Raw genomic sequence first — 14,287 nt, 5'->3', positions numbered from 1 at the left:
GAATGCATAGTCAGCTGCGCCCGGCGGCAAGATTGCCGCAGCCCGGACGCGGACAGTCATGACTGCTGCGCGTCCGGGCTGCCTTCGCCACGGATGTCACTCAGCACACGAGGGAGCAGGCCGAGTCGGGATCAGGCCGTTGCGGTGGTGTGCCCTGAGCTTCTCGCTTCCGAAGAAGGTCGATGGCCCGTGGTAGCGCCAAGAGAATGAGCTCTCGGTACGCCTTTACTCGCCCTCGCCGTGCTCACCCTCGCCGTGCTGGCCCTCACCGTGCTCACCCTCGCCGTGCTGGCCGTAGTCCTGCTCGGGCTCGCCGTGCTTCTGCTGCTCCGGCGCGGCGTGCGGCTGAACGTAGTAGCCGCCGCCGACAGCCACGGCGTTGGCCGACGAGTTGGCCACGGCGGTGACAGGCGGAGTGTCGCCCTCGCCGGCGAAGCTGACCCCGGCACCGAAGGCGGACAGTCCCGCGACCGCCACGGCGACGACTGCAACGCGCTGCAACTTGTGCATGAATGACCCTTTCTTACCCAGGCGAGTTGCCCGGCTTGAATACTGTTTGTGATCATATACGCACAGTTGGTCACATTTCGGGATCTACGTTCTCGACGTCGTGTCGGCCCGTGCCGCGTCGCGCAGCAGGGAACGACGTCGGCCGGAAGGATGTGGTCTGCCGTACTCAGCCCGTCAGGCCGAACGACTCCGGCACGCCGTCAGCCTCGTCGGGCGCTCCCGTAGTCGTAGGGGAACAGGTCACCTCAGGCCCGAGCCGTGTCGTCCCGGTCCCCCAGGCGGCGGGCAGCGTCAACGGCTTCACCGGCATGCAGGTCTCCTGGTGGGGGACGACGCCGTCCTCGGGGATCACGCCCTGGATCCGCTGAGTGCAGGAGATGTTGCCCAGGAGGTCACGAGTACAGCCTCCCGAGGTCTCCCCGACAGTCGCATGGCTCGTTCCGGCGCAGGCCACTGCGAGGCCGCCGACGAGCACCGAGACCACCGCGATCTTCTTCCTGCTGAACATGTGATGCGCTTCCCTTCGTAGGGATGCCCGGCACCCCTGAACACCGGGCGGGCCGGGCACCGTCTTCGACACTCAGACAACCGGCCCGGGGAAGGGGGCCCTTCGAGGCCGGCCGCGAAAGGTCCGCCGAGCCTCGGGCGCGTCGACGCCGCCGAACTCAGCCGGTGAAGGCGTTGTTGTACTGGCCGCAGGCCGTGTCCATGGCGCCCGCGAGGCCGAGCACACCGATCGGGACGTCGTTCTCGGACACCGTCTGCGGACTGCACTCCTGGTAGGGGCGGTAGAGGTCGGTCAACCGCACTCCGCTGTCAGGGGCGTCGGCGGTAGCGGTACCGGCGCCGACGGCGGACAGGCCGCCCGCCGCCACTGCTGCGATCACGACCTGCTGAAGCTTGCGCATGGAACCCTCGGTTCTCGCTCGTACATCGAGGCTGATTGCCTACCGTGACTGTATGGACACTATCAGTAATCACTCGCGACTTGCCACACTGAGCCTCCCTCCGAGGGGCATTGGCTCACACCATCACCGGATGGACGTCAATTGGCCGTATAAGCAGCTGGATTGCCGTTCAGTCCGCGCCCTCACGTCAGGGCAACAGGGATCAGGCACGGCTCGACGCCCGCGCCAACTCGACTGGAAGAAGAAGGAATCGCGTCACGAGAATTCCCATTCCGGGGCCAGGACGCGATCGCGCGCCGAGACGGAGACGATCAGGTCCCGCAGCCCTTCGACATAGCGCCGCACGTTCTTGTAGGCGACGTCGGTGTCCGGGTACCGGCAGGCGAACCACAGTCCCTCGTGCAGCCGGTTGACCCAGACGCACACCTGGTCGCCGTACGACACCCGGATCAGCCCGTACGCCCTCTGCTCGGCCCAGTGGGCCGCGCCCGGGATGAGGCGGGCGTCCACGTAAGAGACGATCGAGTACATGTCGGGGGAGTTCGGGCGGAAGTCCCTGCCGAGCAGACGCAGTACGCGGGCCAGTGGAATGCGCGCCAGTGACCGGTTGGCCCGCAACTCGGCGCGGACCGTCTCCAGCGCCCCGTGGAAGTCGCGTGCCGCGGGCACTTCGATGGGTGCGCCGCCGACGTACCAGCCCACGGAGTCCGACCACGCGGACTTCAGCCGGGTGTGGAACGGCACCACCGTACGGTAGACCGGCTGCCCACCGAGTTCCTGGACGATCAGACTGGTCGCGGCCAAAATGCCTACCAGGCTTCCGCCGTAGGGTCGGCAGTGAGCCTCGAACGCGGCGGCGGCCTCCGCGTCGACAAGCGGCTCGCACACCAACTTCTGGGTGGGCAGCGGGTCACCGGGACGCAGACCGAGGTCGACAGGGAACTCCGGCAGCCTCCCGTCACACCGTCCGATGAACTCCCGCCAGCGCGCGACGATCACGTGTGTGTCGTCGATCCCGTCCGCGTCTGTCCGTTCCTGCTGGCAGAAGTCGACGTAACTTCGCGCGGGTGCGCCGCTGAGAGGTCGCCCCATGACGCCCGCGACGTAGAGTTCGTGAATTTCGTCCGGGATGCGCTGGAGGGAGTAGGCGTCGACGTTGGTGTGGTCGAAGGCCATGTACACACTGGTGGATTCGTCGCGGACGATCGCGGCATAGATGATGTTCGGCCAGCCGAGCGCGTCCGCCGCGACGTCGAATCGATCCTGCAGGTACCGGGTCAGCGTCTCCGTGTCGACGAAGTCGCCGATCACCTCGCGCTGCAGCGACACGTCGTTGCCGCGGAGCGTGAAACGGTGCATGTCGTCGCCGACCCACCGGAAGCCGCTGCGCAGGGTCTCGTGGCGCAGCGTCCAGCCACGCAGGGCCTGTTCCAGCGCGTCGAGGTCGGCTCGGCCCGGCAGGTCGAACGCCGTGCCCAGCCAAGTCGGTACGAACAGACCGTCTTCCCGCACCAGTCGCGCCGTCCTGATGTGCGACTCCTGAATGTATGCCGGCGGCCGCGGATCCGGCGGCAGCGCTGCCGCGGCCGCGATGGTCGCCTTGCTGAACGTCCACTCGACGAGCCGTCCGGCCCGGACCTCACAGCGCTGAATGTCAGAAATTCGCACGGTGGCGTCTCCTTCGCTGAAGACACCAGCTTGATCAAGTGGGGGCCGTGCGCGCGCGGTGATCGTTGTGTCGCGGACTTTTCAGCGGTATGTGTGACATGTCGAACGGTGAAGCGATACCTCAATGGTGAGCGCGTACCGCTGACCGGCCACTCCGGCGGACCGCCCGGCTGCCACGGAGCCCGAGGCTGCAACGAGGAGATGGTACGCGCGCCACCAGTGTGGCTGAACGAGACGCCGCATCGCCCTACTTGTGGACCGCCGTGCCGGCGTTGCGAACCGACTGGCATCGGACCAGCCGGTCACCTGCCGGGAAGGTCTCCCGCGCTTCGCGCACACACGCTGACACCCCCTGCACGGAAGGTGTTCGCGCGGCATCCGGACGGGCGGCAGAAAGGTCGCCAGGGCGGAAGGTCGACGGAAGCGGAGCGGTCACCCGGAATGTGGACGTTGGACGTCACCGTCCACGGAGTGCGGGCGGAACGGGGCCGGACCGCCAGCGACCCGACCCCGCCCGGCCTTGGCGTCCGCAAGATCGGCGAACGCGCACCGTGGCGCCGCTAGACGTTGAAGCGGAACGTCTGCGGCCCGATCCTGACCTGCGGCGGAGCCCCCTCCAGGGCTCTGGCCCGGGATTTTATGGTCGGCATGCGTTGGCTCCCGACGGCCGTTGACGGGTGTCCTGCGGACTGGCTGCGGACTGGCCTGGGGCTCCGAGGCGGCGAAATCCCTGGCACACCGGCGGGGCCTGCAAGGAGACTGCGCAGGTGAGCGACTCCTACCCCTGTCCCTGCTGCGGGCACCGCGTGCTGGACGCGATGCCCGGCTCGTACGAGATCTGCCCCGTCTGCTTCTGGGAGGACGACGGGGTCCAGTTCCGCTGGCCCACCATGAGCGGCGGCGCGAACAAGGTCTCCCTGATCGAGGCCCAGCGGAACTACCAGGACTTCGGCGCCTGCGACGAGCACGGCCGCCGGCACGTCCGCCCGCCGGCCGAGGACGAACCGCTCGACCCCGCCTGGCGCCCCATCGATCTGACACGGGACTCCTTCGAGGACTGGACGGCCGAGGACCGCGCCCCGTGGCCCGACGACCACTCGGTGCTCTGCTGGTGGCTGCCCACCTTCTGGCGCCGGGACCACTCCGCGTCATGACCTCCCACATCGAGACACTCGTCCAGCAGCTCGACGGCAAGGCCGACGAGTCCTACGACGCCCGCGCGGAGCTGATCTGGATCGGCGCCGACGCCATACCCGCCGTCATCAACGGCCTGCCCTCCCTCAGCGGCTTCGGTCAGCTGACCGCCATCGAGGTCTTCGAGGAGGTGGGCGATCCACGTTGCGGCCCCGTTCTCATCGGCCTGCTGGACAGCGACAACCCGACCGTCCGCGAATGGGCGGCCATGGCCCTGGCGAGCCTGGAGCTCGACGGCGCCATCGAGCCCCTGCGCCGCGCCTACCGCGCCTGCCTGGAACGGGCGACCCCACCGGACTGGACCGAGTCCGTCGGCATCCGCTGGGCGCTGACCGAACTCGGCGCACGCACCCCCGTCGTCCCACCGCTCACCGCACGCCTAGGCCCCACCGCTGCGGACAACGCCCCAGGCTGGCCCTCGGCCCACTTCACCGAGATCGTCAACGACCTGGCCGACCACGCCCAGGTGATCCTCTACTCCCAGTTCTGGCGAGTGGACGCCGGCCGCACGTACGGCATCTCCGGTCCCGGCCTGGATTGGGAACTCGACTGGACCGCGCCCTGGGAGCACCTGGTCGAAGAGTCCCGCACCTGGTCCCTGCTGGAAGCGTCCGAAGCCCCCACCGGCAGCAACATCTTCGTCGCCCCCACCTGGATCGACCGTGCCGACCTGTACCCGGAGTGGTGACCGATGCCGTTCCAGCACCCCGAGGAGATCGGCTGCGGCTACGTAATCGAGCGCTATGTGACGAGGAAGGACTCGGACCATCCGCGCTACCGCGAACTGAAGAGCGGTCGCGTCCTGCGGCCCGGGTGGCCACATGCCGAACGCTTCGCCCGTCACCTCATCGACGACGCAGTCACGATCACCGATGACGAGCTGGAGGCCCTCCTCGGCTACGAGTGGCGCTCACGCCTCACCGCCGCCTGGCTGATCGGCGTAGGCCGACGCGCCACGTTCCGCGAACGCATCGGCGACCTGCTCCTGGCCAGCGAGTTCTGCTTCTCCGGCAGCGCCTACTGCTTCGCCCTGGCCCGCTTCGGCACCCACGCGGACGCCGAGATCCTCGCCTCCTACCTGAACCGCTACCTCCCCCGCACCGACCTCCGCTACGACCAGCCAGCAGCCCTCGGTGCACTCCTCCGCCTCGACGCGCACCTTGGCACCCACCATGCGGACCGCTTCACCCAGCCTGATGGTCTCTGGGACCAGTGGGTCAACGCCCTGGCCCACCTCCGCGACAACCCCGCCTACACCCCCGTCGAGCGTCGCCGCTGGACGGACCTCCCATGCGACTTCGCCAACGGCTGGACCCGGCCGTAGCCGCAGCTGTCTGACTGCGGCTACGTGAGTCCGCGTACGCCATGTACCGGCCGCAGGTACGGCACTTGAAAAGGTAGCCGGTGGGCTGACTGTCCTTGTCCAGAGCACCCAGATAGCTCTCCACTGCCCCGGCGGACCACCCCCACACGCCGGCCTCGCTGCGCAGTTCCTCCCGCGCATCCGGGAACGCGGCCAACTCGGCCGCCCCGACCGCCCCCATGAACGCCGTACCGTCACCGCAGTGAAAGAACCACCGCGGGTCCTGCCAGAATGAGAAGCCCGGCGTACCCGCATCGACGGGCATCACGACCTCAAGCGGGACATCGTCCCCGACCGGGTCACCGATGAAGTGCGCGTCGTACTTCGCAGCCGCGCTGCCATCCGCGATGCACCACGGGCACCGCAGGTGGGAAAGTTCCTCGACCGCGTACACCGGGCCCGTGTGAATGAACCCCCGCGCCCTCCCGCAACAGAGGCACGTCGTGCTGGACGCAACGACCGCCCCGGTCGCCAACGGGTCGGGGTGTTAGGGAAAACCGGGCAACTCCTCGGACATGCCGGTCACGCCACCTGCGCACAGGAAGGTCGTGCCGGACTGCACCCGGCCCTCGATCCGAAGGCGGTCACGGCCGCAGCAGCCGCGCCTGCGGGTCATAGCAAACGAGCCCCGTCGATGCCGCGAGATCAGCGGCGTAGGCCGAAGCCTCCTCGGCCATGCTGTACCGCATCGGGAAGTAGATGAACGGCCCGGACGCCTCGCCGATCAACGGCCCCGTCGACCAGGGGGAGGTGTCCTCCTCGTCCTCCGTGAGATCCACCCATCGCGCCAAGAGCCCAGCAACGTACTCCGCGATACGCGGTGACGGTGGAAACTCTTCCTCCGTGTCGATGTAGCGGTCGTACAGCTGGGTGAGGACCTCGCCCGCGATCACATCGTCAGCCGGCTTGCTGCCTTCCCACACCGCCAGGTCATAGCTCATGGCCGAACCGTGCCATGCCCCACTGACAGCACCCCTTCAGCGTCGATCAGCATGCCAGCCGCACCAGATGTCCGAGAGCGCTGTTACGTTCCACCCATGCCCGCACCAGACGATCTACTCCTTCGGATCGAACAGGAGCCTTCCCTTGCTGCCGCGCTCGCCTGGCCTGGCGACTTCGACGTCGAGCGCCGGGACCCCATTGAGGACCTTGCCCTTCCCACCTGGATCCCCCTACATCCGATAGCCGGATGCGGCGCCGGCGGCACGTACTTCCTGTGCGGGGAAGCCGGGGCCGAGGAGAGGCCCGTCCTGTACGCCGATTCCGAGGGCCAGGCCACGTTGATCGGCGCCGACCTCGTCGAGGCCATCACGCTCATCGCCGTACTGCCCTTCTGGCGCGACCTGGCGAAGGGCTTCGTCATCAGCGAGCTCGGATCGGACCTTCGAGCCGACCACCCGGACTTCGACGCAGAGCGCGACCGCCTTCTGCACGCCCTCGGGCTTGCCGCCCTCTCCGAGGAGGAGGCTGCCGCTCGCCTGCTGGCTGTGGCCGCACACACGGCCCCGGACTACGTGCCGCACGTACCGGACGACGATCACCTGCCGTACGAGCTTCTGTTTCCGAGCGGCCCTGCATAGCGAAGCCAGCGCTTGACGTCAGTACCGGGCGATGACCTGTCGCAGGTCCGTGCCCAGGAGGTCCTCCAACGCCTGGACGCTGGCTGGCGGTAGTGGCAGCTCGCATTCTGGATCTGTGGTTACGATGCTGTACCTGGCGAAACCCGCAGCCCAGACGTAGTCCAGGGCGTTCAAGTCCGTCTGGGCAGAGCAACAGGGCATCGTCACGGCAAGTGCGTCGAAATAGCCGTCCGGACGGGCTGCACTGTCCATCGCGTTGCCCCACCAGTCTTCGATATCGGAGCTGCATACGGGGCACCGAACACCACACCAGTTCTCCCCGGGATCAATGAAGGCTGTGCCGGGGATGTCCCCAACGTCGTAACCGCCCAACGCCTCAGGAACCAGTTGCTGTAGCCGGGCCTGCGCAGCCTCGCTCGCAGCCGGCGCAGGCGAAAAGCGCGGGTCCTTGGGTATGAGGTGGAGCAGCGTGATGCTCACGCTGCCGACCAGCCGTCCAGCGAGACCTCCGAGCCGTCATTCAAGTATTGGTGGAGGGCGCTGGCAGTGGTATCCACAAACGCCTCGGGGATGGAGTTGACGTCGACCCAGCGGACCTGGGAGTGCTTGCGGGGTTCGCGGTTTTCGGGTTCGCCGGTCCATTCGTGGGCGGCGAAGACGACGGTGAGGAAGCCGTTGGGGGCCTCGACGCCCCAGGCGCCGTGGATGATGTGGGCGACCTTGAGGGACTCGGGCTTCACCGTGAGGCCCGTCTCCTCGTAGAGCTCGCGGACCGCGGTCCCCGTGATGGGTTCGCCCGGCTCACTCTTGCCGATGGGCAGGTCCCACAGGCCCTGGGCGAACTTGGCGTTTTCGCTGCGCTGGAGGAGGACGACGCGGTTGGTGGCCTTGTCGTGGACGATGACGGCCGCGACCAGCAGGGTCATCGATTCGAGCGCCGGCTTGAGGGCTTGGGAGCGGTCGTCGGTCTGCTGGGCCACGGTGTTCCCTTCGTCGGGCGGGTTGTTGGGCATGTTAGGCGAGAGCCTCGTGGGCACGGCGGGCGAGATCGGAGGCGCCAGGAACGCGGCGGCGCTGGTAGACCGCGAGCGTGGAGCGGATCGATGTAATCGCCTTCCGGGTCCGGTCGGAGGTCATGCCCTCCATCAGGACCAGGGCCTGGGTCCATGCGGTGACCGCTTCGTCGGCGAGGGCCTGGGCGGCGAGACTGTCGCCGAGGTCGGCGTGGGTGAGGGCATGGACGCGCTTGTACTTTTCGGGGTCCCAGCGGGTGAGGGCGTCTCGGTGCTGCTGTTCGGCGCCGATGTGGTCGGCGAGGTCGGTCAGGGTGCGGGCGGTGTGGCTGGCCACGGTGCCGGCGGCGGGGCCGCTGACGCGGGAGTAGCTGGGCTGGGGGTCGTCATCGCGGAGGAGGGCGTCTTCGGCGGCGAGCAGGGCGCGCGCGGCCATGGAGCTCTCGTGCACGGCGGCGTAGGCGCGGGCGTGTGGGCCGTCGAGTGGTTCATGGAGCAGTCCATCCGCTGGATCGACGATCCGGCCACCGACCCCGCCAGCAGACGGCCGTGGTCGGGGTGGAGCCAGACTCTCCGAAGACCGGTGGGAGCGCAGGGCCGGTCGGCGGTCGCTTCGCGCCGAACTGCTGAACTGGCAACCCCGCCCTCGCCTCGTCCGTACCCCGGTACGCGCCCGCCGTTCGCGAGGTCCTTGCCGTGAGCGCGGACTCCTACTACCGGTGGATCGCCCGGGAACGGCTGGCTGCCTGGGGGGAGGATGTCACTGGTCTCGTCACTGCGGAGAAGGAGCGCCGCGCGGCCCTGGACCGGGCAGGCGAGCTGGCGGAGGACCCGTTCGGCGGCCAGGAGCAGGAGCAGGCGATCCGCCGGCTGGAAGAGCAACCCGAGGACACCGCGGCTCCGAAACGACTCGGCCGCCGGCGTGAGGACCGGACCGCGCCCATACCGGCCGCCCTGCACGAGCCAGCACCCGAGCAGCCCGTGGCCGCCGCTGGAAGCGAGGCGGGGTACTGCGGCCCGTGGCGGATCGCTCGGGAGGAGGAGCGCGCCGAGTGGACGTTCACGCCGTACGTAGGAGTCGGCCCCCTGCACTTCGGAATGACCTTGGAGGAGATCACCCGCGTCCTCGGCGAAGGACCGGCCGTCTCGTCCTACTCCCACCACAGCGAAGACCAGCAGCTCAACTACGCCGACTTCGCTGAGAGCGGGATCAGGGCCCTTTTTCACGACGGCCGCCTGGGGTGCGTCGCCGCAGACGCCCTCACCGGCCCCCAGGTGAGACTGGACGCAGCCCCGCTGACCGGCTGCGCGCCTTCCCACGTGGAGGACTGGCTCGTCCACCGCACAACACGGCCCGGCAGCCTGTCGTACAGCGTCGCCGGCGATCCGGTCTTCGCCGACCTCGGCCTGGCGATCCGCTCCCAGCGGGCCGGCGACATCGTCCTGACCCGCCCCCTCTTCCTGCTCCACGACTGGCTCGACCTGTGGCACGCACTACCCAGCGAGGAGTGGAACTGCTCCTGAAGCGTGGTTCGCCGGTCGGCCTCACCTGAGTGCGAGGCCGACCGGAGCGACATCTCGTCCACTCGAGCGATATCGGGGACGTAGACCACCGGTCGAGTGGGGAATCAACGTGAGCAGCTCTGCGCTGGCCGGGGTCAGCGGTGTCGACTGCGTTCTTCGGGCCTCATGGCCACTGGTGTGGCCGGAGGGTGTGGCGTGGCGGACAGGGCCGAAGTGCCGCTGGTGGCGCTTCGCATGCGAGCCGCTTGCGTCCGCCGGTTCGGCTGAGCCGTGATGCGCCAGTTGAGGACCTCGGCGGGGTGCTCGACGCTGTCGAGTTCCCGCTGGGTGCCCACTTCGGCTAGGAGGCGTCGGGGGTTGTGGCCGGCGGTCTCGGCGTGGGCGAGGGTGGTGGTCAGGGCGGTCCAATTGAGGTCGGCGAGGATCCGGTCGGCGTGGTTGGGGAGGGCCGCGCGCACGTCTTGCTCGAAGCGGCGGGCGGTTGCGGCTCGTGGTGCGCGGCGGGCCAAGTCGGCCAAGACGGGTGTGGCGGCCTGCTGGTAGCCCGCCTCGAGGTAGCGGAAGGCTTCCTCGGCCACAGCGGCCTGCTGCTCGTGGCCGCGCTGCTCGTGCCACTTGGCGGCTGCGCGAGCCAGGTGCACGGTGGCGAAGAGCAGGGCGATGGCGAGCCCGCCCGGCTCGTTGGAGGCGTGGGCGAGTTCCTTGGCGGCCTTGCGCAGGGCGGTGGCGGCCTGGTGGTCGGCGCGGATGGCGGAGCGGCGGGCGCGGTTGAACGCCATCGCCGCCACCCGCAGTTCCACCCGGTTGGGGGCCGGTCGTGGCGCCGGCGATGTGCCCGAGACGCACGCGATCGCCTGCATCACGCCGTGGTCGCCATCGCCGACCACATCAAGGCCCACCCCGACAGCTCGCGGGCCATCCATGAGCAGTGCCTCCGCCTCATGGGCGACGAGCGCGACGCTCGCACGCTCAGCGGCGACATCGAGAACGGCGGCCACTACTGACAACCGACACGAAGGAGAGGCCACTTGGCCAACATTCAGAAGCGCCCCAACGGCAAATGACGTGCTCGCTACCGCGACCTCGACGGCAAGGAGCACGCCCGCCACTTCGAGCGCAAGATCGACGCCCAGCGCTGGCTCGACGAGGTCACGGCCACCATGGTCACCGGCCAGTACGTCGACCCGCGGTCGGCGAAGAAGCCCTTCAAGGAGTACGCGGAGGAATGGCGTGCCATCCAGCCGCACCGGCCTTCCACGGCCAAGGCGGTGGCCCAGCACCTGCGCTGCTACGTCTACCCGGCCTGGGAGAAGCGGGCACTCGGCGCCATCAAGCCCGGCGACGTACAGAGCTGGGTCACCAGTCCGACCACCACGCACGGGCTGGCCGCCAGCACCTCACGGTCCGTCTTCAACACGGTCAACGCCGTCTTCCGGGCGGCCGTCCGTGACCGGATGATCTCTCACAACCCGTGCGCCGAGGCGAAGCTGCCCTCGGTACCACGAAAGAAGATCGTGCCCCTGGCCGTCGAGCAGGTACGGACGCTGTCCGAGGCGATACCCGCCCGTTACAAGGGCCTCGTGCTGCTCGGCGCGGCCACCGGGCTCCGCCCCGGCGAACTCTTCGGCCTCCAGCTCCGGCACGTGGACCTGCTGCACGCGACCGTCTCGGTCGAGCAGCAGATCCAGCAGACCGCCAAGCACGGCGTGTACATCTGCCCGCCCAAGACCGCTCGCTCGCACCGCACGGTCCCGCTCCCCCGCATGGCGGTGGACGCGATGAAGGCCCACCTGCGGGACTTCCCCGCCGATGGGCCCGAGGGCTGGATCTTCACGGCGCCGCAAGGCGGACCCGCGGTCTGCACGCACTTCATGGACGGGTCCTGGCGGCCCGCCTGCGCGAAGGCCGGCATACCGAAGGGCACCGGACCCCACGCCCTCCGGCATCACTACGCCAGCCTGCTGATCAAGCACGGCGAGTCCGTGAAGACGGTCTCCGAGCGCCTCGGCCACACCAACGCGGCCATGACGCTGAACATCTACACCCACCTGTGGCCCGACTCCGAGGAGCGGACCCGGGCCGCGGTCGACAAGGCGTACGCGGACCAGTCCGCCGATGCCCAGCCACCGGTCGACCAAGCGGCGAAGCCGCTCCCCCGCGCGCTGACCTAAGTCAGCACGCTGCGGACTCTGTGCGGACCGCAAAGGCCGCCCAACCCGCTCCGCCGCAGGTCAGACGGCCTTTCGCCGGACGTATCAGACGTTGAAGCGGAACTCGACGACGTCCCCGTCCTGCATCACGTAGTCCTTGCCCTCCATGCGCGCCTTGCCCTTCGCGCGGGCCTCGGCCACCGAACCCGTCTCCACCAGGTCGCCGAAGGAGATGACCTCGGCCTTGATGAAGCCCTTCTGGAAGTCGGTGTGGATGACACCGGCCGCCTCGGGGGCGGTGGCGCCCTTCTTGATGGTCCAGGCGCGGGACTCCTTGGGTCCGGCCGTGAGGTAGGTCTGCAGGCCCAGGGTGTTGAAGCCGACGCGGGCCAGGGTGGCGAGGCCCGGCTCGTCCTGGCCCACGGACTGGAGCAGCTCCAGGGCCTCGTCCTCGTCGAGCTCGGCGAGGTCCGCCTCCAGCTTGGCGTTGAGGAAGATCGCCTCGGCGGGGGCGACCAGCGCGCGCTGCTCGTCCTTGAAGGCGTCGTCCGTCAGCTCGTCCTCGTCGACGTTGAAGACGTAGAGGAACGGCTTGGTGGTGAGCAGGTGCAGGTCGTGCAGGAGCTCGGCGCGCTCGCTGCCCTGGACGATGCCGTGCGCGAAGAGCGTGTCGCCCTTCTCCAGGATCTCCTTGGCCTCCTCGACCGCCTTGACCTTGGGCGCGACGTCCTTCTTGATCCGCGACTCCTTCTGGAGGCGGGGCAGCACCTTCTCGATCGTCTGGAGGTCGGCCAGGATCAGCTCGGTGTTGATTGTCTCGATGTCGTCCTTGGGCGAGACCTTGCCGTCGACGTGCACGACGTTCTCGTCCTTGAACGCGCGGATCACCTGGCAGATCGCGTCGGACTCGCGGATGTTCGCCAGGAACTTGTTGCCCAGGCCCTCACCCTCGGACGCGCCCCGCACGATGCCCGCGATGTCGACGAAGTCGACCGTGGCCGGCAGCACCCGCTCCGAGGAGAAGATCTCCGCCAGCTTCGCCAGGCGCGGGTCGGGGACGCCGACCACGCCGACGTTCGGCTCGATCGTGGCGAACGGGTAGTTGGCCGCCAGCACGTCGTTCTTGGTCAGGGCGTTGAACAGGGTCGACTTGCCGACATTCGGCAGACCGACGATTCCGATCGTGAGCGACACGTTGCGACTTCCCGTACGTGAGAGGGGCGTGGAGGCCGAGGGGCCGGGGGCCGGGAGCCGGGGACCGGCTGGCCGATCCCCCAGTTTACGGGGTGCCGCACTCCGGCCGGGCGCCCAGTCGAACGCTTGGTCAAGCTTGCGCAACGGCGTGTCGAACGGCCTATTCGGCACATTAACCGACCTAAGTTGGGCCAGTGGAGCAACACAGGGCGCGATTTCCTCAGCACGGGCCGGGACGTGGGGCCTCGCCCCCGACGCCGCTGCCACCCCAGGCACGGCGCGGTGGCAGCGGCGCCGGTGGCGGTCGTGGTGGCGGTGGTGGGACGTCGTCACGGCCGGTCAAGTCCGCCGGGGCGCGGTCCGAACGCCGTCCCGCCGGTGCTGCCGGAGCGCCGGTGGCGGTACGCCGGCCTGCCCCGCCTGTCGTCCAGGCGGTTCGGCGGATGCCCAATCCACGGCTCACCGGACTCGGCTGCGGGCTGTTCTGCGTGGCGGTGATGCTGACGCTCGGGACACTCGACGCGATGCTGTTCGGATCGTCGCCGATCGTGTACGGCGTGCTGTTCCTGCCGGTGTGCGTGCTGGCGGCGGTGTGGGTGCGGGGCGTGGACCTGGTGACCGTGCCGATCGTGGTGCCGATCGCCTTCGCCTCGGGGCTGGTGTTCGTCGCCGAGAGGGGGGAGGGGCTGAGCGGGCGGGTCGTGGGCCTGTTCACAGCGCTGGCCACGCAGGCGGGGTGGCTGTACGGGGGGACTCTTGTCGCCGGGTCGATCGTGACGGTCCGGAAGGTGCGGATGATGCGACGACGCCGGGCGGCACGCAGCCGTCCGCCGGCGTAACCGCCCCGGCCGGGATCGAGGGGCACCTTCTACCACCCGCAAGGACTCCGGCGGCCGAGCAGGGACCCGGTCCGTCCGCCGCGGATGAACTCCGCCAACCGGCGCCCAGCCCAGCGGCCCTCGGACGGACTCCGAGAACCGGCGCGCACCCGCGCCGCCCCGCGTCCGCCCCAGCCCGCCCCCTCGTGGAGCCCAGCGCCCCGGGCCGCCCCCGCACGCACCCGGCACCCGGCCACCCAGCCCCCTCCGCGTGACGTCTGGGCCCAGGACGCACAGCTGAGCCGCCGCCCGGCAGGCACCCCGGCAACCAGCGCGCACCCGCGTCGCCCCGGCCCGCGTGCCAC

The 14,287-nt window shown here is 69.2% G+C and carries 16 protein-coding genes and 3 pseudogenes; 8 read left to right on the top strand and 11 right to left on the bottom strand.

Annotated features, from left to right (window positions below):
• Nucleotides 1-225 precede the first annotated feature (225 nt).
• From IPT68_RS23400 to IPT68_RS23385, 4 genes are all read right to left on the bottom strand, one after another.
• The gene (locus tag IPT68_RS23400) at nucleotides 226-510 is read right to left on the bottom strand and encodes a hypothetical protein (RefSeq protein WP_189696335.1); all 285 of its coding nucleotides are present in this window, start codon (nucleotides 508-510) and stop codon (nucleotides 226-228) included.
• A gap of 166 nt (nucleotides 511-676) precedes the next feature.
• Nucleotides 677-1,018 carry a hypothetical protein gene (locus IPT68_RS23395; protein ID WP_189696334.1) on the bottom strand — a complete coding sequence of 114 codons (342 nt, stop codon included), beginning with the start codon at nucleotides 1,016-1,018 and terminating at the stop codon, nucleotides 677-679.
• Between the two features lie 157 nt (nucleotides 1,019-1,175).
• Entirely contained in the window at nucleotides 1,176-1,418 is a 243-nt protein-coding gene (locus tag IPT68_RS23390) for a hypothetical protein (RefSeq protein WP_189696333.1), read from the bottom strand.
• A 255-nt stretch (nucleotides 1,419-1,673) separates the two neighbouring features.
• Nucleotides 1,674-3,086, bottom strand: coding sequence for a condensation domain-containing protein (locus tag IPT68_RS23385; protein WP_189696332.1), 1,413 nt, complete (start codon nucleotides 3,084-3,086; stop codon nucleotides 1,674-1,676).
• Nucleotides 3,087-3,853: 767 nt separating this feature from the next.
• Here IPT68_RS23385 and IPT68_RS23380 point away from each other — a divergent pair.
• From IPT68_RS23380 to IPT68_RS23370, 3 genes are read left to right on the top strand one after another with little or no spacing between them, the layout of a single operon-like run.
• Nucleotides 3,854-4,240, top strand: a complete 387-nt coding sequence (locus tag IPT68_RS23380) for a CPCC family cysteine-rich protein (RefSeq protein WP_189696331.1) — start codon at nucleotides 3,854-3,856, stop codon at nucleotides 4,238-4,240.
• On the top strand, nucleotides 4,237-4,968 hold the full coding sequence (locus tag IPT68_RS23375) for a HEAT repeat domain-containing protein (RefSeq protein WP_189696330.1): 732 nt from the start codon (nucleotides 4,237-4,239) through the stop codon (nucleotides 4,966-4,968). Before IPT68_RS23380 ends, IPT68_RS23375 begins: the two co-directional genes overlap by 4 nt.
• A gap of 3 nt (nucleotides 4,969-4,971) precedes the next feature.
• Entirely contained in the window at nucleotides 4,972-5,604 is a 633-nt protein-coding gene (locus IPT68_RS23370; protein ID WP_189696329.1) for a DUF6000 family protein, read from the top strand.
• On the opposite strand, the gene IPT68_RS23365 is transcribed toward IPT68_RS23370, so the two are convergent.
• On the bottom strand, nucleotides 5,498-6,118 hold the full coding sequence (locus IPT68_RS23365) for a CbrC family protein (protein ID WP_228039827.1): 621 nt from the start codon (nucleotides 6,116-6,118) through the stop codon (nucleotides 5,498-5,500). The genes IPT68_RS23370 and IPT68_RS23365 overlap by 107 nt on opposite strands.
• A gap of 109 nt (nucleotides 6,119-6,227) precedes the next feature.
• Nucleotides 6,228-6,584 carry a hypothetical protein gene (locus IPT68_RS23360; protein WP_189696328.1) on the bottom strand — a complete coding sequence of 119 codons (357 nt, stop codon included), beginning with the start codon at nucleotides 6,582-6,584 and terminating at the stop codon, nucleotides 6,228-6,230.
• 96 nt (nucleotides 6,585-6,680) lie between these two features.
• On the opposite strand from IPT68_RS23360, the gene IPT68_RS23355 reads away from it, so the two are divergent.
• On the top strand, nucleotides 6,681-7,223 hold the full coding sequence (locus tag IPT68_RS23355; RefSeq protein ID WP_189696327.1) for a hypothetical protein: 543 nt from the start codon (nucleotides 6,681-6,683) through the stop codon (nucleotides 7,221-7,223).
• Between the two features lie 18 nt (nucleotides 7,224-7,241).
• On the opposite strand, the gene IPT68_RS23350 is transcribed toward IPT68_RS23355, so the two are convergent.
• The 3 genes and pseudogenes from IPT68_RS23350 to IPT68_RS23340 form a co-directional block, all read right to left on the bottom strand.
• Nucleotides 7,242-7,703, bottom strand: coding sequence for a hypothetical protein (locus IPT68_RS23350; protein ID WP_189696326.1), 462 nt, complete (start codon nucleotides 7,701-7,703; stop codon nucleotides 7,242-7,244).
• On the bottom strand, nucleotides 7,700-8,236 hold the full coding sequence (locus IPT68_RS23345; RefSeq protein WP_189696325.1) for an NUDIX domain-containing protein: 537 nt from the start codon (nucleotides 8,234-8,236) through the stop codon (nucleotides 7,700-7,702). The genes IPT68_RS23350 and IPT68_RS23345 overlap by 4 nt, the downstream gene beginning before the upstream one ends.
• Nucleotide 8,237: 1 nt before the next feature.
• A pseudogene (locus tag IPT68_RS23340) lies at nucleotides 8,238-8,714 on the bottom strand (tetratricopeptide repeat protein); the annotation flags it as partial.
• 218 nt (nucleotides 8,715-8,932) lie between these two features.
• Here IPT68_RS23340 and IPT68_RS23335 point away from each other — a divergent pair.
• On the top strand, nucleotides 8,933-9,760 hold the full coding sequence (locus IPT68_RS23335) for a hypothetical protein (RefSeq protein ID WP_228039826.1): 828 nt from the start codon (nucleotides 8,933-8,935) through the stop codon (nucleotides 9,758-9,760).
• A 134-nt stretch (nucleotides 9,761-9,894) separates the two neighbouring features.
• Here IPT68_RS23335 and IPT68_RS23330 read toward each other — a convergent pair.
• Nucleotides 9,895-10,572: pseudogene (locus tag IPT68_RS23330) on the bottom strand (relaxase/mobilization nuclease domain-containing protein); the annotation flags it as partial.
• A gap of 24 nt (nucleotides 10,573-10,596) precedes the next feature.
• Here IPT68_RS23330 and IPT68_RS23325 point away from each other — a divergent pair.
• Nucleotides 10,597-10,764 (top strand): annotated as a pseudogene (locus IPT68_RS23325) (XRE family transcriptional regulator); the annotation flags it as partial.
• 156 nt (nucleotides 10,765-10,920) lie between these two features.
• Nucleotides 10,921-11,931, top strand: coding sequence for a tyrosine-type recombinase/integrase (locus tag IPT68_RS23320; protein ID WP_228039824.1), 1,011 nt, complete (start codon nucleotides 10,921-10,923; stop codon nucleotides 11,929-11,931).
• 84 nt (nucleotides 11,932-12,015) lie between these two features.
• Here IPT68_RS23320 and ychF read toward each other — a convergent pair whose 3' ends face one another.
• Nucleotides 12,016-13,104, bottom strand: coding sequence for a redox-regulated ATPase YchF (gene ychF, locus IPT68_RS23315; protein ID WP_189696324.1), 1,089 nt, complete (start codon nucleotides 13,102-13,104; stop codon nucleotides 12,016-12,018).
• Nucleotides 13,105-13,547: 443 nt separating this feature from the next.
• On the opposite strand from ychF, the gene IPT68_RS35065 reads away from it, so the two are divergent.
• Nucleotides 13,548-13,943, top strand: coding sequence for a DUF6542 domain-containing protein (locus IPT68_RS35065; RefSeq protein ID WP_373300496.1), 396 nt, complete (start codon nucleotides 13,548-13,550; stop codon nucleotides 13,941-13,943).
• Nucleotides 13,944-14,287 lie beyond the last annotated feature (344 nt).

It is taken from the genome of Streptomyces chromofuscus (genome assembly GCF_015160875.1).
Classification (GTDB): Bacteria; Actinomycetota; Actinomycetes; order Streptomycetales; family Streptomycetaceae; genus Streptomyces; species Streptomyces chromofuscus.
Note: the sequence above shows the minus strand (reverse complement) of the source record. Positions and strands in the feature narration are given on the sequence as shown.